General features: G+C 56.5%; 21 protein-coding genes. 10 read left to right on the top strand and 11 right to left on the bottom strand.

Annotated features, from left to right (window positions below; genetic code table 11):
* Positions 1-49: 49 nt before the first annotated feature.
* Together HX773_RS14430 and HX773_RS14425 are read left to right on the top strand one after the other, a co-directional pair.
* Positions 50-1,198: an acyl-CoA dehydrogenase family protein gene (locus HX773_RS14430; RefSeq protein ID WP_176972091.1), complete on the top strand. Its 1,149-nt coding sequence runs from the start codon at positions 50-52 to the stop codon at positions 1,196-1,198.
* Positions 1,195-2,268 carry an LLM class flavin-dependent oxidoreductase gene (locus HX773_RS14425; protein ID WP_176972090.1) on the top strand — a complete coding sequence of 358 codons (1,074 nt, stop codon included), beginning with the start codon at positions 1,195-1,197 and terminating at the stop codon, positions 2,266-2,268. Before HX773_RS14430 ends, HX773_RS14425 begins: the two co-directional genes overlap by 4 nt.
* Before the next feature lie 52 nt (positions 2,269-2,320).
* Here the strand turns inward: HX773_RS14425 and HX773_RS14420 are convergent, their stop codons facing one another.
* From HX773_RS14420 to HX773_RS14390, 7 genes are read right to left on the bottom strand one after another with little or no spacing between them, the layout of a single operon-like run.
* Entirely contained in the window at positions 2,321-3,643 is a 1,323-nt protein-coding gene (locus HX773_RS14420) for a M20 family metallopeptidase (RefSeq protein ID WP_176972089.1), read from the bottom strand.
* A gap of 3 nt (positions 3,644-3,646) precedes the next feature.
* Positions 3,647-4,591, bottom strand: coding sequence for an ABC transporter permease (locus HX773_RS14415; RefSeq protein ID WP_176972088.1), 945 nt, complete (start codon positions 4,589-4,591; stop codon positions 3,647-3,649).
* On the bottom strand, positions 4,588-5,529 hold the full coding sequence (locus tag HX773_RS14410; protein ID WP_176972087.1) for an ABC transporter permease: 942 nt from the start codon (positions 5,527-5,529) through the stop codon (positions 4,588-4,590). The genes HX773_RS14415 and HX773_RS14410 overlap by 4 nt, the downstream gene beginning before the upstream one ends.
* Positions 5,530-5,540: 11 nt before the next feature.
* Positions 5,541-6,512, bottom strand: coding sequence for an autoinducer 2 ABC transporter substrate-binding protein (locus HX773_RS14405; RefSeq protein ID WP_176972086.1), 972 nt, complete (start codon positions 6,510-6,512; stop codon positions 5,541-5,543).
* A 31-nt stretch (positions 6,513-6,543) separates the two neighbouring features.
* Entirely contained in the window at positions 6,544-7,311 is a 768-nt protein-coding gene (locus tag HX773_RS14400; protein WP_101761367.1) for an ATP-binding cassette domain-containing protein, read from the bottom strand.
* Positions 7,308-7,967 carry a TenA family protein gene (locus HX773_RS14395; RefSeq protein WP_176972085.1) on the bottom strand — a complete coding sequence of 220 codons (660 nt, stop codon included), beginning with the start codon at positions 7,965-7,967 and terminating at the stop codon, positions 7,308-7,310. Before HX773_RS14395 ends, HX773_RS14400 begins: the two co-directional genes overlap by 4 nt.
* Positions 7,967-8,812, bottom strand: a complete 846-nt coding sequence (locus HX773_RS14390; protein ID WP_176972084.1) for a BtpA/SgcQ family protein — start codon at positions 8,810-8,812, stop codon at positions 7,967-7,969. The genes HX773_RS14395 and HX773_RS14390 overlap by 1 nt, the downstream gene beginning before the upstream one ends.
* A gap of 28 nt (positions 8,813-8,840) precedes the next feature.
* On the opposite strand from HX773_RS14390, the gene HX773_RS14385 reads away from it, so the two are divergent.
* Positions 8,841-9,710, top strand: coding sequence for a PfkB family carbohydrate kinase (locus tag HX773_RS14385; RefSeq protein ID WP_176972083.1), 870 nt, complete (start codon positions 8,841-8,843; stop codon positions 9,708-9,710).
* Between the two features lie 4 nt (positions 9,711-9,714).
* Here HX773_RS14385 and HX773_RS14380 read toward each other — a convergent pair whose 3' ends face one another.
* Positions 9,715-10,665 carry a substrate-binding domain-containing protein gene (locus tag HX773_RS14380; protein WP_176972082.1) on the bottom strand — a complete coding sequence of 317 codons (951 nt, stop codon included), beginning with the start codon at positions 10,663-10,665 and terminating at the stop codon, positions 9,715-9,717.
* Positions 10,666-11,163: 498 nt separating this feature from the next.
* On the opposite strand from HX773_RS14380, the gene HX773_RS14375 reads away from it, so the two are divergent.
* From HX773_RS14375 to HX773_RS14350, 6 genes are all read left to right on the top strand, one after another.
* Positions 11,164-12,192, top strand: a complete 1,029-nt coding sequence (locus HX773_RS14375) for a LacI family DNA-binding transcriptional regulator (protein ID WP_110867209.1) — start codon at positions 11,164-11,166, stop codon at positions 12,190-12,192.
* A gap of 370 nt (positions 12,193-12,562) precedes the next feature.
* Complete coding sequence (locus HX773_RS14370; protein ID WP_176972170.1) at positions 12,563-13,309, top strand: ATP-binding cassette domain-containing protein; 747 nt, start codon at positions 12,563-12,565, stop codon at positions 13,307-13,309.
* Between the two features lie 18 nt (positions 13,310-13,327).
* Positions 13,328-14,329 carry an ABC transporter permease gene (locus tag HX773_RS14365; protein ID WP_162129959.1) on the top strand — a complete coding sequence of 334 codons (1,002 nt, stop codon included), beginning with the start codon at positions 13,328-13,330 and terminating at the stop codon, positions 14,327-14,329.
* Between the two features lie 3 nt (positions 14,330-14,332).
* Entirely contained in the window at positions 14,333-15,412 is a 1,080-nt protein-coding gene (locus tag HX773_RS14360; RefSeq protein ID WP_176972081.1) for a phosphotriesterase, read from the top strand.
* Positions 15,413-15,425: 13 nt separating this feature from the next.
* Positions 15,426-16,181 (top strand): glutamine amidotransferase, encoded by a 756-nt coding sequence (locus HX773_RS14355; RefSeq protein ID WP_176972080.1) that lies wholly within the window; start codon positions 15,426-15,428, stop codon positions 16,179-16,181.
* Positions 16,181-17,299: a M20 family metallopeptidase gene (locus tag HX773_RS14350; RefSeq protein WP_176972079.1), complete on the top strand. Its 1,119-nt coding sequence runs from the start codon at positions 16,181-16,183 to the stop codon at positions 17,297-17,299. The genes HX773_RS14355 and HX773_RS14350 overlap by 1 nt, the downstream gene beginning before the upstream one ends.
* Positions 17,300-17,414: 115 nt before the next feature.
* Here HX773_RS14350 and fhuE read toward each other — a convergent pair whose 3' ends face one another.
* Positions 17,415-19,610, bottom strand: a complete 2,196-nt coding sequence (fhuE, locus tag HX773_RS14345) for a ferric-rhodotorulic acid/ferric-coprogen receptor FhuE (protein WP_176972078.1) — start codon at positions 19,608-19,610, stop codon at positions 17,415-17,417.
* A gap of 655 nt (positions 19,611-20,265) precedes the next feature.
* Between fhuE and HX773_RS14340 the strand changes: the two genes are divergently transcribed.
* On the top strand, positions 20,266-20,667 hold the full coding sequence (locus HX773_RS14340; RefSeq protein ID WP_176972169.1) for an H-NS family nucleoid-associated regulatory protein: 402 nt from the start codon (positions 20,266-20,268) through the stop codon (positions 20,665-20,667).
* A gap of 65 nt (positions 20,668-20,732) precedes the next feature.
* Here the strand turns inward: HX773_RS14340 and HX773_RS14335 are convergent, their stop codons facing one another.
* Positions 20,733-21,593, bottom strand: coding sequence for a 5'-methylthioadenosine/S-adenosylhomocysteine nucleosidase (locus tag HX773_RS14335; RefSeq protein ID WP_176972077.1), 861 nt, complete (start codon positions 21,591-21,593; stop codon positions 20,733-20,735).
* A 141-nt stretch (positions 21,594-21,734) separates the two neighbouring features.
* Positions 21,735-22,934 carry an aminotransferase class I/II-fold pyridoxal phosphate-dependent enzyme gene (locus HX773_RS14330; RefSeq protein ID WP_176972076.1) on the bottom strand — a complete coding sequence of 400 codons (1,200 nt, stop codon included), beginning with the start codon at positions 22,932-22,934 and terminating at the stop codon, positions 21,735-21,737.
* Positions 22,935-22,952: the final 18 nt, after the last annotated feature.

The raw sequence follows: 22,952 nt of genomic DNA, 5'->3' as shown, positions 1-22,952 counted from the left end.
GCAGAACAGGAAACAATTAAGCCTGATTTAATAAGGGGATTAATAACGCATGGCAAATAACCCGCCCTTTCTGGCTGAAATATTGCCGGTGATTATTCAGGCCTTAGAAAAAGACGCTGAAGAGGTTGATCGCAGCGGCGAATTTCCTAAAAACGCTTTCAAGGTGTTGCAGCAGCATGGCTTGCTGCACTTTGTATTACCGACGGCGTCGGGCGGCAGCGGCGGCGATCTGCTGGCAAGCCAGGCGATTATCCAGGCCGTGGCGCGTGGCGAACCTTCTGCCGCGCTGATCCTCATCATGCAATATCTCAACACGCGTCGCCTCGACGACAGCTCAAACTGGCCAGACGCGGTGCGCCGCAAGGTGGCGGAGAGCGTGATTCGCGACGGTGCGCTGATTAACGCGCTGCGCGTCGAACCCGAATTAGGCACGCCCGCGCGCGGCGGATTGCCTGCCACCCGCGCACGCCGCACCGCTGAAGGCTGGCGCATCAGCGGCGAGAAGATTTACTCCACCGGCAGTTATGGGCTGAGCTGGTTTCTGGTCTGGGCCAGCAGCGACGATGCCGATCCGCTGGTCGGCGGCTATCTGGTGCCGGCCAACGCGCCCGGCATCCACATCATTGATGAGTGGGATCATCTCGGCATGCGCGGCACCTGTAGCCATCGCGTGGTGCTGGACGAGGTGCTGATCCCGCTCGATCACGCGGTCAACGTCGCGCCGTGGAGCACGCCGCGAGCGGGCCTCAACGAAGAAGAATCAGTTTGGATGGCGGTGCTGCTCGGTTCACTGTACGACGCCATTGCGCACAGCGCGCGCGACTGGTTTATCGGCTTTTTGCAGCAGCGCGTACCGGCCAATCTTGGCGCACCGCTGGCATCATTGCCGCGCTTTCAGGAGCTGGTTGGCCGCATCGATACGCTGCTGTTTACCAGTCAAACCCTGCTGAGCAGCGCCGCCCACGGCCACGTCGCCAGCGGACATGCCGCGCAAATCAAACAGGTGGTGACCGAAAACGCCATTCGCAGCGTGCAGCTTATGGTGGAAAGCATCGGTAATCACGCGCTGACGCGCCACCATCCGTTACAACGTCACCTGCGTAACGTGCTGTGCGGCCGCATTCATACGCCGCAGGACGACGCCATTTTCACTTCCGTGGGCAAATCCGCCCTTTCTGCTGAGAGGAGTACATCATGACGCTGGAGTTTATTGGGCTGGTTGGGGCGCAGGAGAGCAGCGAATCGCTGGCGGCGCATGGGCCGACTGTCGATGTGCCGTTTATCAAAGCCTTTTCCCACGCGCAGGAGTACGCCGGTTTTGACAAGGTGCTGCTGGCGGTGAATACCCGCGCGCCGGATTCGATGATCATCGCCAGTTATGTTGCGGCTTTTACCGAAAAATTGGGCTTGCTGGTGGCGCATCGACCCGGCTTTCAGGCACCGACTTTTGCCGCCCGCCAGTTTGCCACGCTCGATCAGCTCAGCCAGGGACGCGCGGCCATCAATGTGATTACCGGCGGCGACAGCGGCGATTTGCAGCGCGACGGCGATTTCCTTAGCAAAGATGAGCGTTACGCGCGCACCGGCGAGTATCTCGACATCATGAAACTGACGTGGGAATCGCGTACGCCGTTCCGCTATGACGGCAAGTTTTACCAGGTAGAAGATAACCTCACCGAGGTAAAACCCTGGCAGCAGCCGCGCGTGCCGGTCTATTTCTCCGGTGCTTCAGAAGCCGCCATCGATATCGCCGCGCGTCACGCCGACGTGTATATGATGTGGGGCGAACCGCTGGAGCAGGTGAAAGCGAGAATTGAGCAAGTGCGTGCGGCGGCGAAGAAATATGGCCGCGATAAACATATTCGTTTCAGCCTGTCGCTGCGCCCGATTCTCGGCGATAGCGATGAACAAGCCTGGGCGCGTGCCAATCGTCTGCTGCGGGATGCGCAGGCCAACATTGGCGGCAAAGCGATTCAGCCTGATAGCAATACCGGATCGCAGCGGCTGTATCAGCTCGCCACCGCGCGCAAAGTTTACGATAGCTGCCTGTGGACGGAGATCGCGGCGCTGTCCGGCGCGGCGGGCAATTCAACCGCGCTGGTGGGTTCGGCGGATACCGTGGCCGATGCCGCGCTGGAGTATTATAAGCTCGGCATCACCACGTTCCTGTTCCGTGGATTTGATCAGCTGCGCGATGCCACCGATTACGGACAACATTTGTTGCCGCGTATCCGTGAGCGGGTGAAGGCGTTAGCGGCCGCGGCGTGAGATGTTTCGTGGGGGCGCATTGATGCGTGAAAGGTCGCCATAAATGGCGACCCTACGATGCGACGCCGCACCAGCGCACTAACGTCAATGCGATGGCTTTGGTGCAGGCTACCAGATCGGCGATTGGCACATGCTCGTTGGGTTGATGCGACATCGCCGGATCGCCCGGTCCAAAATTCACCGTCGGCGTTTGCCCTAATGTGCTCGGCAAACCAATGTCGCTGTGCGCGCCGAATCCGGCCAGTTGCGGATTGAGTGCCGCATCGCTCACACCCTGCTGGAAGGTGGTGACAAACGGGTGATCCGCTTCGATTTCGGCGCAATCGGCATCCAGAATCCATTCCACTTTGGCCGGATGTTGCGCCAGATAAGGATCGAGCGCACAGACTTTACCAACGTGCGCCTCAATCTCTTTTTTAACGTGTCCGCCCAGCCCCATCTCATCCTTCTCGCCCGGCAAATATTGCACATCAATCACAATCTCGGCGCGGCCAGCAATCGAGGCCGGATGTTCACCCACTTTCAGCTGCGTAACGATAATCTGGTTTGGTAATTCCATCAGCGGATGGTTTTTGCTCGGCTGCGTTTGCCAGCGGCGATTCAGCACATCCAGCCCATCGAGCATCTGGCGGCACAGCGTCACCGCATCCACCGGGCCGCTGCTGTCCCAGCTGTTAGGCGTCAGCTCCGCGTGGCCGCCGATGCCGTCGAGAATAATGCGGCCCCACAAAATGCCGTGGCAGATTGGCGAGATGCGGTTGGCGGTCGGTTCCGTCATGATGCCGGCATCGGCTCTGAATCCGCGATCGACCATCGCCAGCGATCCCATGCCGCCGATCTCTTCATCCACCACGGTGGTAAACACCACGTCGCCCGCCAGACGAATATTGAGATCCTGCAACAGCTCGACCGCCATCAACATGCAGGCCACGCCGCCTTTCATATCCACCGCACCGCGACCGTACACCGCTGCGTTTTTGATCTCCGGCACAAAAGGATCGGTGAGCCAATGTTCCGGCGGACCCGGCGGCACCACGTCGATGTGGCCGGTGAGCATCAGCGATTTACCGCCGCCCGCGCCGGTTAACGTGCCGCCGAGATTGGGACGACCTTCAAAAGTGCGGCCTTTATTGGCGCCCGGTCGGCCCTGATACTTGGCGTAGAGCGCCGGGCCATCCGGATCCCACAGATCGGTTTCCATGCCCAACGATTCCAGACGCTGCTGCAGATAGCGCTGGCAATCGCGCTCGCCCGGCCCCGCTTCACGCGGATCGACCTTGACGATGGAGGGAAACGCCAGCAGATCGCACAGCGTGTTGGCGATGCGTTCGGCGCTCGCCTCAACGTGCGCGCTGATTTGTTCAGTCAGATTCATTTGTTATCTCCGATAGATAAAAAGTCGTTGTGCCATCAATACGATAATCAACAGAATGCCCACCACGCCGAGTTGCCAGACGCTATTCAATCCCAGCTGCAACATGCAGGTTTTGATGGTGACCAGCATCAGCGCGGCGGCTAATACGCCGATCACGCTGCCGCGCCCGCCAAAGATCGCCACGCCGCCGAGCAGAGCCGCGGTAAGGGATTCGAGCTCCAGATTGACGCCGATTTCCGGGCGCGCGCTGCCCAGCCAGCTGAGCGAAACGAATCCCGCGCAGCCCGCCAGCAAGCCGCTCAGGCAGTACGCGAGAAAGCGCAGGCGATCGACCGGAATACCGACCAGCCGCGTGGCGTGTTCGTTGAAGCCACAGGCGTATATCCATTTGCCCCACGCGCTTTTGCTAAGAATCAGCCAGGCGATGAGGAATGCCGGAATCACGCAGGTGAGGAACGGCAAAGGAATAAAGTACTGCGCGCCGCGTCCCCATTGCGTCAGTTCTGCAGGCACTCCGGCGACGGCGGCGCCGCCGGTGAGCGCCAGCGCCAGCCCGGAAAACAAGTAGAAGCTGCCGAGCGTGACGATCAGCGGCCAGAGACGCAGCCGCGCGATCAGCCAACCGTTAATCGCGCCCGCCAACGTGCCGGTGATCAAGCAGATCGGCGGCAGCCAAAGCGGATTGATGCCCTGATTGAGCGCCAGCATGCCGATCACCGCCGAAAGCGAAACGTTGCCGCCCACCGAGAGATCGATACCGCCGCCGCCGCTCATCACCACCAACGATTGGCCGAGCGCCACCAGCGACAGCAAGGTCGCGAACTGCAGAATCGAGGTGATTGACCAGGCAGCCAGCATCTGCGGCAGCACCAGCACAATGCCGATGGCCAGCAGCAGCCACAGCGCGCTGAGCAGCGTCAGGTCGGGAGATTTGCGCCACAACGTCATGCGATCCTCCTGAAGGCAAAAACGCGACCGCTTGCCGCTTCACTGCTTAGAACGATCAGCAGCACCGCGCCGGTGACCACGGTTTGCCACAGCGACGGAATGCCCACCAGCAATAAGCCGTTTTGCAGAATGCGCAGCAGCAACACGCCGAGCAGCGTGCCCAACAAACTGCAGGCACCGCCGGTAATGCGCGTCCCGCCCAGCACCACCGCCGCGATGGCTTCCAGCGCCAGACTGCCGCCGACCGTCATTTCGACGTTGCGATAGGTGGCGATGTAGCAGGTTGCAGCGATGCCGCACAGCAGGCCGCTGATCATAAAGGTCGCGATGCGCACCTGAGTGACCTGAATGCCCGCCAGCCGCGCTTTCTCCTCCGAGTTGCCCGCCGCCAGCAGCCACAAACCGTACGGCGTGTGACGTAACGCCAGCCAGACGCAGGCCCACACCAGCACGATGATCCACGCCATCACCGGTAAACCCAGCAGCGGATGCATCAGGCCGCTGGTTAAGCTGCCGGGCAACCCGGATAACCACTGTCCGCCGAGCAGCGCAAACAGTCCGGTGCGCCACACGCCAAACAAACCGAGCGTGCCAACAATCGCCGGAATGCGGCCTATCACCACCACCAGCGCGGTCATCAAACCCAGCAGCAAACCGAGCAGCGGACCGGCCATTGCCGCCAGCCACGGCGATTGCAGCAGCAACAGCTGGCCGACGCCCCATGCGGCAACGCCCATCACCACGCCCACCGAGACATCCACGCCGCCCATGGCGATCACCAGCGTCATACCCAGCGCGATCAGCAGCAGTTCGCTGCTGTTGCGCAGAATAGTGAGCAGGTTATCGACGGTGGCAAACCAGGGTGAAAACCAGGAAAAACCGGCGATGGCTAACAGGGCAATCGCCAGCAAGGCGATCTCCCGTGAAGTCATGTGCATGCGAAGCCCCGTTAGAATTTGAACTGATCGACATTCTCTTTGGTGAATACCGCTGGCGAACCGAGCAGCAGCACGCCGGTTTTGCTGTCAAACTTCACCGCTTCGGCGAAGCCCGGCACGCGGTTTTCCGCGCTGAAGGCTTTGCCATCAATCAGCTGTTTGCCCGCCCAGACAGTGAGATAGCCGAGCTTCTCCGGATCCCACAACACGGTGTAACCAAAGGCGCCGCTTTTCAGGTAGGCGCGCGTGGTGTTCGGGCTGCAGAAACCGCTGCCGATCACTTTGCCATTTTTGCCTGCGGTCTCAATCGCCTGTGCCACGCCAGGGCAAGTGGTGGAGGCCATAGCAATCAGGCCTTTGATATCCGGATTCGCCGACATCAAATCGGTGGCGATCTGCGCCGCACGGCTGGCGGAACCGCCGGCATATTGCGGTTTCAGCAAGGTGATATGGGGATATTTGCTCTTTACGCGCTGCTGCATAAAGCCAATCCAGCTGTTGAGGTTGGAGGCGGTGGCTTCGCCGGAGACGATGCCGATTTTGCCGTGATCGCCGACGCGCTTGACCATCTCATCAATGATGGTGTCACCCAAACCCTGATCGGTGGCCTGCGCCACATAAACCGGGCGTCCGCTGTCCGGCGCGTCGCTATCGCTGGTAAACAGATGCACATTGTTGGCTTTCGCCTGCGCCAGCACCGGCGCGATGCTTGAGGCATCGAGCACGCTGATGCCAATCGCATTCACCTTCTGCGCGATCAGGTTCTGCACAATCTGCAATTGATCCATTGGGTTGGTATCCACCGGACCGCTGTAAACGAACTCGACGCCCAGATCGCTGGCCGCGCGTTTACCGCCCGCTTCCATCGCCTGAAAATAGGGAATACCGATGATCTGCGGCACAAAGGCCACTTTCTCGGCGGCGAGGGCATATCCTGAAAACAGTAATGAGAGAGAACAGACTGCAGTGGTAATTCGACGCATCTTTATTTCCCCTGGGTTAATGGCACAACAATTACTGATTCTCAAAGGCGCGCGCATCGGGATGCGCACCGGTAATTAATGAAACGATTTCATCGGGTGAGGTTTCGGCGTGACGGCGCTCGGCAATTTTTCGCCCACGGCGGAACACCACCATGCGATCGGCCACCGCGAACACATCGCTGATGTTGTGGCTGATCAGCACCACCGCGCAGCCGCGTGCGGCGAGTTTGCGGGTGAGCTGCAAAACTTTCTGCGTTTCGGCCACCGCCAGCGCGGCGGTCGGTTCATCCATGATCACCAGCTGCGCGTTAAGGTTGAGCGCACGACAGATCGCCACCGCCTGGCGCTGTCCACCGGAGAGGCTGCCGACCGAGGCTTCGGCATCGGAGATATGCGCATCAAGATCCTTTAACAGCTGATCAACCTGCTCGCGCATTTCCCGGCGACGCAAAAACGGAATGCCCAGCACGCGCCGCTTGAGCTCACGGCCAAGGAAGACGTTTTCCGCGATGCTGAGGTTCTCCGCCAGCGCCAGCTCCTGATAAATGGTGGCGATGCCGTGTTCAGATGCCTGGCGCGGCGAGGTGAATTTCACCGCTTTGCCATCGATCCACAACTCGCCATCGCTGGCGCTGTAGGCGCCCGATAACACTTTGGTGAAGGTGGATTTGCCCGCGCCGTTATCCCCCAGCAGGGCCAGCACTTCACCGCGATGGATGCTGAGATTGACCTGATTGAGGGCGGTTAAGGCGCCAAAGCGTTTGCAGATGTTGCGCGCTTCAATAAAACAGCTGCTCATCTCGCCTCCCCGCCGCTGAGATAGGCGGCGCTGTGGAAATCGATTTCCCACTGCAGCACCTGCGCGTAGAGATCGGATAAGCGCTGCTTCTCTTCCTCAGCCAATGTCAGCGCGGCGCGATCCAGCTCAGCTTTCAGCCACCGCGCCTGCTGGTGAAACTCCTCTTCGGCATGCATATCGACCCAATGGCGAATGTCATCATCCAGCAGCGGCTGGGCACTGACGCGCGCGCACCAGTGGTAATACATCCACTCGGCACCAAACATCAGCGTGAGGATGTCGGCGAAACTGCCCTGCTTTGCCACGTTAAACATGCCATCGCGGAAGGCGATGACGCCGGGCAGATCGTCGGGATAATCCAGTGGGTTGATGTTGCGGCGCGCCAGCACCGCTTCAAACCAGGCGATTTGCGTGTCCACCAGCGCATTCAGCACGCCGATCAACCAGCGCTGCTGACGGATATCCGGCGCTTTGCTCACCGCCAGCGCGAAGATGTTGATGGCGGTGGCGACAAAGTTGCCTTCGAATACCAGATAGCGATTGAATACCGCGTCGGGCAGCTGATTGCGCTCGATATCCAGCACAAACGGATGCTGCTGCATCGCCTGCCACAGCGTGCCGTGCTGCTGCAAAAGCTGGTCAGTGAAGCTGTTCATTACGCGTCCTCCAGCGCCGCTTGCGCCACGGACATAAAGTGTTTCACGCGTTCCAGCTCGACCTCGTTCCACCACACGCCATCAACTTTCAGGGTGCTGGCGACGATCACGCCTTGAGTACGACCAAGAATCTGGCAGACGTTGGCAGGCGTGACGCCGGAACCGACCAGCAGCGGCAGCTCGGTGGCGGCGCGGATTTCGTCGATCTCATCCAGCGTGGCGCTGTCGCCGGTGCGTTGCCCGGTGGCGATCACCGCATCTGCTTCAAAGAAATCAACGTCGCGCGTCAGCTCCTGAATCGAGCGATCAGCCACAATCGCGTGGCTGCCGTGTTTGACGTGGCTGTCGGCAAACACACGGATATGTTCGGCGCGCAGCTGGCTGCGGTAGCGCAGCGCTTTCGCCGCCGCACCTTCAATAAAGCCTTCGTTGGCGATATAGGCGTTGGCCCACTGATTGACACGCACAAAATCCGCGCCGCCGGCTAAAGCGGTGGCAAAGGCGGGAATCGCGGCGTTCGCCAATACGTTAATCCCCAACGGCACGCCAAAACGCTCGCGGATCTTTTCGGTGATCACCGCCATAAAAGCGGCAGTTTCCGGTCCAATATCGTCTGGTTTGGCAAACGGAATATCGCCGTGGTTTTCGATAATTAACCCATGCACGCCACCGGAAATATAATTATCGGCATCGCGCAGCGCACGCTCAATAATAGCCGAAAGCGGTTTTCCCCGATATTTAGGCGCACCTGGGAAAGCATCACAATGCACAACACCAATCACTGCTTTCTTTCTGGAAAAAATATCTTGTATTGCGCTGGTTTTTCCTGCTGATATAGAAACCATCTTCTCCACCTTATTAACGAGAATCATTATGCAAATTTATGTTGCAGGGAATATTGTTGTTGATGAAACCTGGTCGATTGGCGATCTGCCACAAAAAGGCGCATCGATCCACGGCGTAAAAACCTCGCAGGATATTGGCGGCAAAGGCGCGAATCAGGCGATTATTATTGCACGCTGTGGTCTCGACACACGATTAATTGCCGCAGTCGGTCACGACAGTAACGGACAATGGCTGCGTGAAAAAATAGCGCATGAGCCGGTTAAGCTGTTTCCCACTGAATATTCATCACCCCACAGCGACTCCTCAATTATTCTTAACAGCAGCGATGGCGATAATGCCATTATTACTACCACCGCAGCGGCAGATGCATTAACCGTCGAACAGATGCTGCCTTATTTAGCCGATGCGAAGAAAGGCGATATATTGCTGCAACAGGGCAACTTCTCGGTTGAGAAAACCCGTGTTCTTTTTATCTGGGCAAAAGCCAACGGCATGAAAACGGTCTTTAATCCTTCGCCGGTCAATGCTGATTTCGCCCAACTTTGGCCGCTGGTGGATATCGCGGTGGTTAACCAGCTGGAAGCTGAGCGGCTGCAACCGGCTGGCGTCAGCACCTTAGTGATCACCCAAGGCGCACAAGGCGCATGGCTGATCACCGAAACCGAGCGCCACTTCTGTCCGGCAGCGGCGGTAAACGCGGTGGACAGCACCGGCGCGGGCGATACTTTCCTCGCCGTGCTGCTCGCCTCCTCACTGTTACGCGAAGTGGAACCCGATGCGCTTGCCCTGCAGCATGCCAGCCAGGCCGCCGCTATTACCGTGAGTCGTACCGGCACCGTTAACGCTTTCCCCACACAACAGGAACTCGCTGCGCTGCTGACTTCGCGCAGCGAGTGATCGGTTACTTAAACAGCGAACGGTAACTGTCGACGTTCGCTTTGGTGACCACGGTGGCCGGCACCAGAATGGTTTTGCTCACCGTTTTGCCTTCGGAGAGCGCGTTGAGGGCTTTCAGCGCCTCTTCACCCATCTTTTTCGGATCCTGCTGCAACACGGCGGTGACGTAGCCGCCATCAATCCCGCTGATGGCTTTAGCCGTCAGATCCCAGCCAAATACTTTGATATCTTTCTGGCGGCCCTGGTTTTCCACCGCCGCAATCGCACCCAGCAGTGCCGGTTCGCCGGTGGCGTATATCGCGGTTAAATCAGGATTACCGGTGATCAGGTTTTCCGCCGCCGTCATGGCGTTGTCCTGAATATTCTGGCCATCCACCACATCGGCAACGGTGATTTTGCTGTTGCTTTTGATGGTCTCTTCGAAGCCTTTCTGACGCTGGTTCTGAATCGCCGAGTTCAGTGCACCAACAATGCCGAGACGCGCTTTGCCGCCCATCTCTTTCGCTACGTAATCGACGAAATATTTACCGAGGATTTTGCCGCCTTCGAGATTATCTACGCCAACCTGCGCTGCTTGTGGACCGGCGGGTAATACCGCATCAATAGCGATGACCGGAATGTTAGCCGCCGCGGCTTCTTTAATGGCGGGCATAATGCCGTTTACGTCAATGGCATCAACCAAAATACCTTTCACACCTTGCTGAATATAATTTTCTATAGCATCGTTCTGCGCCACTGGATTATCGGTGGCGTTAAAGATAACCAGATCTTTTCCGCTGGCTTTTGCGGCTTCTTGTGCGCCCTGATTCATTAGATTAAAAAACAGCGCCTGCTGATTAATTTGCACCAACGCATACGTCGGCGCAGCCTGCGCCAGCGAGAAAAATGAACCCGCAGAAATTAAGGTGGAAGCCAAAACCAATGAACGCAGTTTTCCGGTGAAAGATAACATCATGGTGTTCCTCGTCGGGAATAAATAATAATCAGCGTTTCCCAGCGTTAAGACACTGAGATTATTTTTGGCGGGCAAATATCGATGGCGTGATGTACACACTGCAGAGTGACAGTGTTTTTATAGCGACCTGCTTAAGTTTGTTTCGGTAACCCATCCGCTAGGAATACCTGGTGAAATAACTTAAGTCGGTTTGGGAAGTGATTCCCGGTAATGCGGTAAACTGTGCATACAATTCGCTGAGTAAATATTTTTGTCAAGTGTTTATTTGGCTGGCGATGTGTAATGATTAACGCGTAGGGTCGCCATTCATGGCGTAGTGCTCGTCAGTTAAGCATCTTTCGGTCACCATAAATGGCGACCCTACAAAGGATTGGCGCGTTTTTCGTAGGGTGCGCATTCATGCGCACCTTCATACATATGCAAACTAATGCTTAACTGTGCGGTATTACGCCATTCATGGCGACCTTGCAAACCCCACACAATGATCCCGATGTAATAATGGCGAGGAACATGAATTCAAAACGCGTGTTGTTATCCGACGTGGCACAATTAGCCGGGCTCTCCAAAGCCACGGTCTCTCGCTATATGAATCACAGCATCGTGTTGCCGCAGGAGACAATTGACCGCATCGAAGCGGCGATTCGCCAGCTGGATTATCGCGGCAACAGCCTGGCGCGACGCCTGAGCAAAGGTGGCAGCGAAACCCTGGGTTTGGTGCTGCCCGATATCACCAACTCCTTCTTTGCCGAACTGGCTGATGCCGCAGAAGAGGCAGCGTCGGCACGCGGTTACAGTTTGGTGCTGTGCATCACCCGCAATAATCCCGACAAAGAAGCACAGTTCATTCGCTGGCTGGATACGCGCCAGGTGGATGGCCTGCTGTTCACCACCAACCGACCGGATAACGGTTTGTTGCGTAAAGAGATTCAGCGCCATCAGCATATTGTGTTGCTCGATGAAGATATTCCCGGCAGCAGCGTGCCGAAAGTGTTTGCCGACAACGTGCAGGGCGGACGCATCGCCACCGAACAGCTGATCGCCGCCGGACATCGCCACATCGCCTTTATCGGTGGCCCGGAACAGTTGATGAGCGTGCGCGAACGTTATCTCGGCTTCTGCACCGCGATGAAGCAGGCCGGTTTGTCGGTGCCTGCTGAATGGGTGATGTACGGCAACTACGAGCGCGAGTTCGGTCAGCAGGCTTTGCAGCGGCTGTTCAGCCAGTCGCCGCGCCCTTCCGCGGTGTTTGCGGCCAGCGATTATCTGGTGCTGGGATTGCTGGACGGTTTACGCGCCAGCGGCTTACAGGCACCGGATGCCCTTTCGCTGGTCGGCTTTGATGATGCCAACTACACCGACCTGACGCAGCCGCGCATCTCCACCATCCGCCAACCCGCGCGCGAACTGGGTTATACCGCCGTGGACATCATGCTGCGCCTGCTGAATAACGACGTGAATATCCCGCTGGAAACGCGTCTGCCCGTTGAATGGGTGGGACGCGATTCGATCCAAATCCGCCTGCCCTGATCCACCGTGGCGCAAAATTGCACAGCTTTGGCGCAAAAGTTGATCAATGAAGCGAAGTTCAGTACTGCGAGGTAAACCGGTTTACTCAACAATAAAATTTTAACCTGCTGAATCTTCTTGCATTTAATGCAGGCCAAACTGACTAAATTCTAACCTGGCACAGAAGCTGCAACGTTCCCAGCGGCAAACAAATATCGTTGTAACCCATTGCTCTGGAAGTGCAGCCAGTGTTTTAACTGACAGGTAAACCGGTTTACTAGCGTGTAAATCGTGTCAGTTAAAGCATTGCTGCGCTAACAGGTCAAGTTCCCGGCAACCGATTGGGAGTGTTCAGATGCAGCAGCCACACGCTACCCCAGCGCGGGTAGAGATGATTAACATCACTAAAACTTACGGTTCGATACGATCCTTGCGCGGCGTCAATCTGCAACTGGCGCCGGGCGAAGTGCTGGGCTTAGTCGGCGACAACGGCGCGGGAAAATCGACGCTGACCAAAGTGCTCTCCGGCGCGGTGGTGCCCACCAGCGGCACCATTCGCATCGACGGTGAACAGCAACACTTCACCAATCCGGCCGATTCGCGCCGCTGCCATATTGAAATGGTCTATCAGGATCTGTCGCTGTGCGACACGGTGGACGTCGCCGGCAATTTGTTTATGGGCCGCGAGCCGATGAAAAGCGTGCTCGGCATTCCCTTTCTCGATCAGGCGAAAATGCACGCCGAAGCGCGCGAGATGCTGAAAGGTTTGGGCATTTCGATTCCGGATACGCGCTTGCTGGTGCGCAATTTGTCGGGCGGCCAACGTCAGGCGATCGCCATTGCGCGCGCCGCCGCCTTCGAACCGAAAGTGCTGATCATGGATGAACCCACCGCTGCCTTAGCGGTGGCAGAAGTGGAAGCGGTGCTGGAGTTGATTCGCCGCGTCTCGGCGCGCGGCGTCAGCGTTATCCTCATCACCCATCGCCTGCAGGATCTGTTCCTGGTGTGCGATCGCATCATGGTGATGTACGAAGGCACCAACGTGGCGGACCGGCGCGTGGCGGATACCAGCTTAAGCGATATCGTTAATTTGATCGTGGGTGAGAAATTTACCGCTCACTCAGCGGCTGCACACTGAGGTAACGGGATGAGCATCATGAATTTAAGCAGTTCGCGCATGATCCAGCATTCGCTACCGCGTCGCCTGTTGCACAACCATTCGGGCGTGGTGAGCATTGCGCTGTTTTTCATCTTTTGCTGCGTGGTGTTTTCGCTAATCACCAGCAACTTTCTCTCCAGCACCAACTGGCTGAACATCATTCGTCAAAGCGCGCCGCTGCTGATCGTCGCCACCGCGATGACGCTGGTGATCACCACCGGCGGCATTGATTTATCGGTGGGTTCAACGCTGGCGCTGGTCGGCGCGCTTTCGGCTATCGCGCTAAATAACTGGGGATTGCCGTGGCCGGTGGTGTTAATTGGCGGACTGCTGCTGGGCGGATTGGTTGGAGCCATCAACGGCTTCTTTATCGCCTTTGAGGGGATTCCGGCGTTTATCGTCACCCTGGCTACGTTAGCGGTGGTGCGCGGGATCGCGCTGCTGGTCACTCAGGGTTACTCGATTCCGGTGCCGGCCGACAGCCTGTTTACCTTTATGGGCCGCGCGTGGGTGCTGGGCATTCCGATGCCGGCGCTGATTGGCATTGTGGTGCTGTTCGCCGGGCATATTGTGCTTAATCACATGCGCTTTGGTCGCTACGTGACGGCGATTGGTTCGAATGCCGAAGGCGCGCGCCGCAGCGGTATCAATACCAAAGCGGTTACCATGAAGGTCTACATTATCAGCGGCATGGCGGCGGCGCTGGCCGGGATGATCATCACCGCGCGTCTCGGCAGCGGCTCATCCAATCAGGGCGAAGGCTTTGAGTTGCAGGTGATCGCCGCCGTGGTGCTCGGCAGCACCAGCCTGTTTGGCGGCTTCGGCACCATTATCGGCACGCTGCTGGGCGCGCTGTCGATTGCGATTATCCAGAACGGGCTGATCCTGTCGCACATCTCGCCGTTCTATACGCAAATCGCGACCGGCACCATCATTCTGCTCGCCATCTGGCTCAACACCCGCATTCTCAATCCCACTCGCGCACCGGCAAAAGGATAGCTCATGAAAGGATCGATTTTTCGCCATGCGGATCCGTTACCGCTTGGCGTGAGCAGCGGACATGTGATGACGGTTTTAGGGCCGCTGCCGCTGGCCGAGATGGGCGTTACCTTGATGCATGAACACATTTTGCTGGATGCGTCGGGCAAATGGGTGCCGCCCTGCTGTTGCAGCGATCGTCATATCGCTGAGATGCCGGTGAAAATGGAGAACCTCGGCGAACTCAACATGAACCCGCTGATGAGCCGCGATAACTGCCAGCTGTTTGATGTCGATATGGCGATTGACGAGCTGATGAAGTATCGCGCGCTGGGCGGCGAAACCATTGTCGATCCCACCAACATCGGCATTGGCCGCGATCCAAAAGGGCTGCAACGCATCGCGCGCTTAACCGGGCTCAACATCGTGATGGGCACCGGTTTATATCTGGAGCCGTCGCATCCGGAATGGGTAAAGAGCATCAGCGTTGAGCAACTCACCGAGAAGCTGATTTTTGACCTTGGCGGCGCCGCGGAGAAACCCGAGGTGATCGCCGGATTGATCGGCGAGATCGGTATCTCCAGCCGCTTTACTGCCGATGAAGAGAAGTCGCTGCGTGCCGCCGGACGCGCCAGTGCGGCAACCGGCGTGCCGATTCAGGTGCATCTGCCGGGTTGGGAGCGTTTAGGTCACAAAGTGCTGGATATTCTGCAGCAGGAAGGTGCCGATCTGCGTCACACCGTGCTGTGCCATATGAATCCCAGCTTTGCCGATAAGATCTATCAGCGTGAACTGGCCGACCGCGGCGTGTTCCTCGAATACGACATGATCGGCATGAGCTATTACTACGCTGATGAATCCGCGCAATCGCCTTCCGATGAAGAGAACGCGCGCGCCATCTGCGAATTGATTGATGACGGCTACATTCAGCAGATTTTGCTGTCGCAGGATGTGTTCCTGAAAACCATGCTGACGCGCTTTGGCGGTCACGGTTATGGCTACATCCTCAAACATTTTGTCCCGCGCCTGAAACGTCACGGCGTTAGCGGCGAACAACTCGAAACCTTAATGATTGCTAACCCGCAGCGTGTATTTGGCGGGTAAAAGGGAAAATATCATGCAGAAACAAGTCTTGCTGGTGGGCGAATCCTGGACCAGCACCTCGAACCACATCAAAGGCTTTGACCAGTTCTCCACCGCCACCTGGCACAGCGGTGCCAGCGATTTCATCGCGGCGCTGAAGGATAGCGATTACGCCATTACGCACATGCCCGCGCATGCCGCCGCCACCGATTTTCCGCTGACGCTCGAAGGGCTGCAAAAGTGGGATGTGATTATTCTGTCGGATATCGGTGCCAACACGCTGCTGCTGCATCCCGATACCTGGCTGAAAAGCCGTCGTACCGCCAATCGCCTGGCATTGATCCACGATTACGTCGCCGCTGGCGGCAGCCTGATGATGATCGGCGGCTACTTCAGTTTTCAGGGCATCAACGGCGGCGCGCGATTCCGCAATACGCTGGTGGAAAAGGTGTTGCCGGTGCGCTGCCTTGCCTTGGATGACCGCATCGAAACGCCGGAAGGTTCCACGCTGGAGATGACGCAATCACATGCGCTGTTCGATAACATCTCCGGCGAATGGCCGTGGATGCTGGGCTACAACGAGGTGGAGATGCAGCCTGAAGGCACGCTGCTGGCGACCGTCGCCGGGACAGCGCACCCTTTATTAGCGGTGCGGGAATATCAGCAAGGCCGTTCGCTGGTGTGGACCAGCGATATGTCGGCGCACTGGCTGCCGGAAGAGTTTACCCAATGGCCCGGCTATCGCCAGCTGTGGATTAACTGCTTCGACTGGCTGACGGAGCGCGCCTGATGCCGCCCGCTTCACTGGCACTCGCTCAGCAACTGCTCGGCTTCGACACCATTAATCCACCGGGCAACGAAGCTGCCTGCATGGCGTTTTTTGCCGCGTGGCTGAGCGAGCAAGGTTTTGAGGTGCAGCTGTCGTCGTTTGGCGAAGGTCGCTGCAATCTTGTGGCGCAGATGCGCGGCTCCGCTGCGGGCAAACCGCTGGCGTTTACCGGGCATCTCGACACCGTGCCGCTCGGCAATCAGCCGTGGCAGCACGATCCTTTTGGTTCGGAGATTGCAGACGATCGGCTTTATGGGCGCGGTTCGAGTGACATGAAAGCGGCCATCGCCGCTTTTGCCCACGCCTGCATCGAGCAGCAACCGGCGATTCGCGCCGGGCGCGGCATGGTGTTGCTGATTACCGGCGGTGAAGAGACCGGCTGCGATGGCGCGCAGGCGCTGATTGCGGCCGGAACGTTGCCAGAGATTGGTGCATTGATCGTTGGCGAACCCACCGCCAACTATCCGGTGATTGGTCACAAAGGCGCGCTGTGGCTGCGCTGCGAGACGCGTGGCAAAACCGCGCACGGTGCGATGCCGGAATTGGGCATTAACGCCATCTATCTCGCTGCCGATGCGTTAGGCAAAATCCGCCACTTCTCGCCGGGCGCACCGCATCCTTTAATGAAGCAACCGACGCTCAACGTTGGCCGCATTCAGGGCGGCCTGAATATTAACTCGGTGCCGGATCGCACGGCGTTTGATGTTGATATCCGCAGCGCGCCAAACCTGCAACACGCCGCTATTCGCCAGCGGTTAGGCGAATTAATGGGCGATGCGGTGCACATCACCACTTTGGTCGATCTGCCTGCGGTGTTGAGTTCCGAAGAGAATCTATGGATTCAGTCGATCTATCGTCATTGTCAGGCGTTTTTCGAGCAGCCGTTGCAAGCGCGCGTGGTGCCCTACTTTACCGATGCCTCGTTGCTGTTGCCCGCGCTGGGTGATCCGCCGTGCATTATTTTAGGTCCGGGCGAACCGACGATGGCGCATCAAACCGATGAGTATTGTCTGGTGAGTAAGCTGGGGGAAGTCGAGCAGTTGTATGGGCAGATTATTGCGGAGTGGATGAAGGGTTGAAACGGTCGCCATGAATGGCGCCCCTACAAAATCTCGTCAATTACTTGTAGGGTCGCCATTCATGGCGACCGCCGAGAACTGCTGGGTACACAGTCCTGCGCACCCCGCATCTTTATCAGAAACGATAGCTAGCCGAAACTGAGAAATTACGTGGATCGCCGTACACGATGCCGCCGTTGCTGACGTTGGTGTCGTACTCTTTGTCGAACAGGTTGTTGATGTTCGCCTGCAGCGAGACGTTTTTGGTGACGTCGTAGCGTGCGAACAGATCCACCACCGAGTAGCTGCCCTGACGTGCGCGCCAGGTGCCTTCGCCGTCTGGACCGCCAATGTCGCCGTAGGTTTTCGACTGCCAGGTCACGCCGCCACCCAAGGTCAACTGATCCAGCATCGGCAAGCGATAGCTGGTGAAGAGGTTGAATGAGGTGCGTGGCAGCTGAGAATTATAATTCTCGCCTTCGCGATCTTCCGCCACATAGCTGGTACCGCCGAAGGTCATCTGCCAGTTATCGGTTACCGCGCCGTTAACTTCAAACTCTACGCCACGGCTTACTACGCCACTTTTACCCACATAGATGGCATTGCCCGTTTCCGGGTTGGTTTGCCCGGTCGCTTCGCCAACGTTGTCCAGCTCGGTGCGGAACACAGAAACGGAGGTGGTCAGGCGGCTGTTAAACCAGTCTGATTTCACGCCCGCTTCGTAGTTCTTGCCAATCACCGGCGCCAGGAATCCGCCCGAGGCATCCTGATAATCCTGCGGCTGGAATACCGAGGTGTAGCTGGCATACGCCGACCAGTTGTCGTAGAAGTCCCAAATCACACCACCGTACGGCGTGATGTTGTTCTTCTCCATCTCTTCGCTCAGCGTCTGACGATTCCAGTTGGTGTAGCGCGCGCCGAGAATCACATGCAGCGGATCGGCCAGCGAGATGCGGGTAGCCAGATAAGCAGATTTCTGACGCACCAGTTGCGTATCCGATGCCGGTTCGCGCGGATCCCAGTTGGATTCCGGGAAATCACCGTTGTAGTTATTGAAGTTACCCAGCTCTTCGGAGGAGATGTTTTCCCACGAGCTGTAGTACTTGTTGTCCTGACGGCTGTAGTTAACGCCGATCATCAGCTCATGCTGACGTCCCAACAATTCGTATGGGCCGCTGGCGAAGGCATCCACCGCATCCACTTTACGTTTGCCGGTGTTATAGCCGGTGCCGCCGATAACCGGATATCCCGCGTAAGAAGAAGAGCCCGCGCCGGTGGTTTTATCAAAGAAACCATCGATATACAGCTGTTTGCTGTCGAGGAACATTTCGTTGTGCGTGCCGTTAAGCGTGATGTTCCAGCCGTTATCGAAGTTCTGCTGCAGGTTAACAAAGACCTTTTTGTTTTCTTTGTTGTTGTAAGCCCAGTCCGGCGCGGTGTTGTAACCACGACGCAACTTCGTTTGTGAGCCGTCGGTATACCAGCGCGGTGTACCGCCCCACATTGGCGAATCGGTATTCACCTGGGTGAATTCGTAACCGACCGACAGTTTAGTGGAATCGGTCAGATCAGCGTCAACCACGCCATAAACGAACTTTTTGTCTGCGCCGTAGCGTTCGATAAAGCTGTTTTTGTCTTCATAACCCGCGACCAGGCGACCACGCACGTTCCCTTCTGGCGACAGCGGTGCAGAGAGATCGGCAACATAACGCTGCTTGTTCCAGCTGCCGTAGCTGGCAGAAACATTACCGGTGAACTCTTTGCTATCGGCGTGCTTGCGCACCATGTTGATGGAGGCGGATGGATTGCCTGGGCCAGTCAGCAAACCGGTAGCACCGCGCACCACTTCGACGCGCTCATACAGCGCCATATCGCTCTGCGCATCGCCAAGGTTCCAGCGGGAGGCGAAGGCGGTTGGAATACCGTCGACCATATAGTTGTCGATGATGAAACCGCGCGAATAGTAGTTGGTACGATCCATATCGGAAGAGACGCCGTGGATGCCGGTGGTGTTCTTCAGCACATCGTTTAGCGATTGCAGCTGCTGGTCTTCCATACGCTGCTTGCTGACGATCGAAACCGATTGCGGGATATCGCGCGCGGTGAGCGCCATTTTGGTACCGGCACGCGTCACCGGCACGCTGTAATCCTGCGCCGCCTGCTGTTGCTGATCTGCGCTAGCGCTGGCATCAACGTTCAGCGTCTGTTCGGTATTGGTGGTCTCTGCTGCCTGCGCGATACCCGACGCAACCATCACAGCCAGTAAAGAGAGACGCAACGCACGCTGAGGCGCACTGCCGGGTTTCCTGACACGCAAATCACTGAAAGACATACGATTCCTCGATCAACTTATCATTATTTTTTTCCGGCACCGCTGCTGACGTCTGAAAGAGGAACGACAGTAAGGAAGCCGTTAAGAAAGCAAATGAGAAATATACGCATTAAGATTTCCAATGCAAGAAATTGTTACCGGTTTACTGACACTTTTACATTTGGTGAAAAACCTTATTCTTCAAGGAGTAATAGTTGATAAAGGTTATTTTCAGGAAGGATTGCGAAGGGATTTTCGGCAACTATGTGAAATTGAAGAGATTCTGAATCGAAGGATCGCCTTTCGTGGCGCAATGCTCGTAAGTTAAGACATCAAAACCCCTAATTACCGAGAGCACANNGCGATAAATCGCGCCGCTACGTAAGGTGCGGTGATTTGATATGGCGCTTAACTGATCGGCATTACACCATTCATAGCGACCTTCACACACGCCGCATTCAAACGCAGAATAAATCACCCACTATTATTCCCATTACTCTCCCGCGTTACGTGAATAACCTAAACAGCTTAAGAAAGCGTCACGAAATATAAAGAAAGGTCTGATCAAGCGGATATTTTACAGACAATTCTGCCCACGTCTGATTATTTTAATTTGGCAAAAAATCTCGTAGAATATGCGGCTTCAAACTTTCAAATTAGTAATAAGGATTTATTCATGAGCGATGCACTCAAAGCATTGAACAATCTTCGTACGCTGCGTGCCGAAGCGCGTAATATTGAAATCGCAGCATTAGAAGAGATGCTGGAAAAATTCGCCGTGGTCGTCGCAGAGCGCCGTGAAGAAGCGGAAGCAGAAACTGCAGCCCAGCGCGAAAAAGAAGAAAAGCTGGCGCTGTATAAAGAGATGTTGTTGAAAGACGGCATTGATATTAGTGACCTGGCGCAATTAAACACCCAGGAAAGCAAACCTAAGTCGAAACGTGCTCCGCGCCCCGCCAAGTATAAGTTCATCGACGAACAGGGTAACGAGAAATTGTGGACCGGCCAGGGCCGCACGCCGTCACCGATTAAAGCCGCACTGGAAGCTGGCGGTTCAATGGATGATTTCCTGATTTAATCGGGGATATGCAGTACAGCGCGTGAACAGTAAAAACGCAGCACAAGTGCTGCGTTTTCTACTTATTACTTCTGCGCGTTAATCTGTTTGATATACGCTTTTAAAACGTCGTAAACATAATCCTGACAAGCGATACCAGTTTGCGCGTCATACTTTCCGTCATTGGTGATGTTGTTAGATAACACGCGAATGCCGATAAACGGGATATTAAACAGCGATGAGATCTGTGCAGCCGACGCGGTTTCCATCTCCTCGACGGAGGTGTTGAAGTTCTCATGGAAGAAGCGAATACGATCCAACTCGCTATTCCACACATCCGCCGATCCGATCACGCCTTCCACCACTTTGCCTTTGGTGTAGGACGGCATCGTCTGCTCGGCCGCTTTCATCAGCAGTGGATCGGCAGCAAACTGGCGAATGCTGTGAGCATTTTTGTCTTCACCTGCGCTGCCTTTCGAGGCCAGCAAGTCCATCGGTTTCCACTCAACGGAATTACTGCCCGCGCCCTGTAACTTGTGTGGCGTTTTAAATGCGCCGAGATTTACCGAATATTTGCCCACCACGATGTCATAGACATGTAATGCCGGATCGTGACCGCCCGCAGTGCCCTGATTAATGATGGCTTTGGGTTTGAATTCCACCGCCGCAATCGAGGTGGCCGCCGCCACATTCGACATGCCTTTCAGTGTTTCAGAAACAATCACCGGATAACCGTCAACCGTGCCCTGCCAGAAACGCCATTCGCCAATCTGGCGCTCTTTCGCGTTTTCCAGTTTGGCGGCAAAATGCTCCGCTTCAACCGGCATCGCGCCCTGAATAATAATCGGCGCATGAGAAGTTTCTGTATTCGCCATGGCGTGCAGTGGCGCGAAAATAGCCAGACCGCTGATCAAAGCGGTATTCAGATTCAAAGATAATTTAGACATGAAATAATAACCGGCAATAATGAAAAAAGGCATTATGCGGGATGAAAGGCGTGTTGGAAAGTTGTTAATTCATTGAAGAAGATATGGCGATAAGACGTCAGATAATTCCCAGGAAATATCTGACGTCTTTTAATCGTAAGCTTATTTCAGCGCCGCACAGGCTTGCGCAATTCTGCGGCCCGCGTCACGCACCGTTTCAATATCGGTGGCAATCGACAAGCGGAAATAAGGCGATAAACCGTACGCGCTGCCCGCCACGCCAGAGACTCCGCTTTCGAGCAGATAATTCATCACATCCTGCTCGCTTTCGATCCTCTGACCATCGGGACGCGTTTTGCCTAATAAACCGGCGCAGCGGCAGAAAATAAAGAACGCGCCATCAGGATTGAGCACGTCAATTTCCTGCACCGGCTTTAACAGCGCCATAATCGCATCGCGGCGATCCTGATAAGCTGCGCGTTGCGGCGGCAGGAAGTCGAGTCCACCGTTATACGCCGCCACCGCCGCTGCCTGGCTGATCGCGCTGGCACCGGAGCTATTTTGCGACTGCACCACCACCATCGCGTCAATCAAAGCTTTAGGCCCGGCACCAAAACCGATACGCCAGCCGGTCATGGCGTAGGTTTTCGACACGCCGCCCACCAGCAGAATGCGCTCGGCTAAATCCGGTGCGACGTGCAGCAAGCTGACGTGTTCACGGCCATCAAACAGAATATGCTCGTAGAGTTCATCCAGCATGATCAGCACATTAGGATGATCGCGCAGCACCGTCGCCAGCGCGGTCAGCTCATCTTCGCTGTACACCATGCCAGAAGGATTGCCGGGATTGTTCAGCACCAGCCAGCGGGTTTTAGCGCTGATCGCCTGCGCCAGCTGCTGCGGCTGCAACTTGTATTCCTGCTCCAGCGGACACGCCAGCAGCACCGCTTCACCGCCGTTGAAACGCACGCTATCCGGGAACGTCGGCCAGTACGGCACCGGCACAATCACCTCATCGCCTTCATTCAGCGTGGCAGCAAAGGCGTTGAAGATAATCTGCTTAGCGCCGTTGGCGATGCAAATTTGCGCCAGCTCATAGTCGAGCTGATTTTCATTTTTCAGCTTAGCCAGCACCGCTTTACGCAGCGGCGTGGTGCCGTTGGTTGGCGTGTAGCGCGTTTCACCGGCTTCCATTGCCGCCACCGCCGCCTGGCGAATATGCGCGGGCGTGTCAAAATCTGGCTCACCGGTGGTGAGATCGAGAATATCCACGCCCTGCTCTTTCAGCTGGCGCGTCAATTGACGCGCCGCCGCATTGGCAGAGAGCGACACGGACTGCACACGCTTTGATAAGGTGACCATGTTGAGCTCCTGAATGAG

This window comes from Pantoea sp. B9002 (assembly GCF_013385945.1).
In the GTDB taxonomy this organism is placed as follows: Bacteria; Pseudomonadota; Gammaproteobacteria; order Enterobacterales; family Enterobacteriaceae; genus Pantoea.
Note: the sequence above shows the minus strand (reverse complement) of the source record. Positions and strands in the feature narration are given on the sequence as shown.

Bases quoted from the DNA above. Each gene is read 5' to 3' on its own strand.
- HX773_RS14430 (WP_176972091.1), top strand. From the start codon at position 50: ATGGCAAATAACCCGCCCTTTCTGGCTGAAATATTGCCGGTGATTATT.
- HX773_RS14425 (WP_176972090.1), top strand. From the start codon at position 1,195: ATGACGCTGGAGTTTATTGGGCTGGTTGGGGCGCAGGAGAGCAGCGAA.
- HX773_RS14420 (WP_176972089.1), bottom strand. From the start codon at position 3,643: ATGAATCTGACTGAACAAATCAGCGCGCACGTTGAGGCGAGCGCCGAA.
- HX773_RS14415 (WP_176972088.1), bottom strand. From the start codon at position 4,591: ATGACGTTGTGGCGCAAATCTCCCGACCTGACGCTGCTCAGCGCGCTG.
- HX773_RS14410 (WP_176972087.1), bottom strand. From the start codon at position 5,529: ATGCACATGACTTCACGGGAGATCGCCTTGCTGGCGATTGCCCTGTTA.
- HX773_RS14405 (WP_176972086.1), bottom strand. From the start codon at position 6,512: ATGCGTCGAATTACCACTGCAGTCTGTTCTCTCTCATTACTGTTTTCA.
- HX773_RS14400 (WP_101761367.1), bottom strand. From the start codon at position 7,311: ATGAGCAGCTGTTTTATTGAAGCGCGCAACATCTGCAAACGCTTTGGC.
- HX773_RS14395 (WP_176972085.1), bottom strand. From the start codon at position 7,967: ATGAACAGCTTCACTGACCAGCTTTTGCAGCAGCACGGCACGCTGTGG.
- HX773_RS14390 (WP_176972084.1), bottom strand. From the start codon at position 8,812: ATGGTTTCTATATCAGCAGGAAAAACCAGCGCAATACAAGATATTTTT.
- HX773_RS14385 (WP_176972083.1), top strand. From the start codon at position 8,841: ATGCAAATTTATGTTGCAGGGAATATTGTTGTTGATGAAACCTGGTCG.
- HX773_RS14380 (WP_176972082.1), bottom strand. From the start codon at position 10,665: ATGATGTTATCTTTCACCGGAAAACTGCGTTCATTGGTTTTGGCTTCC.
- HX773_RS14375 (WP_110867209.1), top strand. From the start codon at position 11,164: ATGGCGAGGAACATGAATTCAAAACGCGTGTTGTTATCCGACGTGGCA.
- HX773_RS14370 (WP_176972170.1), top strand. From the start codon at position 12,563: ATGATTAACATCACTAAAACTTACGGTTCGATACGATCCTTGCGCGGC.
- HX773_RS14365 (WP_162129959.1), top strand. From the start codon at position 13,328: ATGAATTTAAGCAGTTCGCGCATGATCCAGCATTCGCTACCGCGTCGC.
- HX773_RS14360 (WP_176972081.1), top strand. From the start codon at position 14,333: ATGAAAGGATCGATTTTTCGCCATGCGGATCCGTTACCGCTTGGCGTG.
- HX773_RS14355 (WP_176972080.1), top strand. From the start codon at position 15,426: ATGCAGAAACAAGTCTTGCTGGTGGGCGAATCCTGGACCAGCACCTCG.
- HX773_RS14350 (WP_176972079.1), top strand. From the start codon at position 16,181: ATGCCGCCCGCTTCACTGGCACTCGCTCAGCAACTGCTCGGCTTCGAC.
- fhuE (WP_176972078.1), bottom strand. From the start codon at position 19,610: ATGTCTTTCAGTGATTTGCGTGTCAGGAAACCCGGCAGTGCGCCTCAG.
- HX773_RS14340 (WP_176972169.1), top strand. From the start codon at position 20,266: ATGAGCGATGCACTCAAAGCATTGAACAATCTTCGTACGCTGCGTGCC.
- HX773_RS14335 (WP_176972077.1), bottom strand. From the start codon at position 21,593: ATGTCTAAATTATCTTTGAATCTGAATACCGCTTTGATCAGCGGTCTG.
- HX773_RS14330 (WP_176972076.1), bottom strand. From the start codon at position 22,934: ATGGTCACCTTATCAAAGCGTGTGCAGTCCGTGTCGCTCTCTGCCAAT.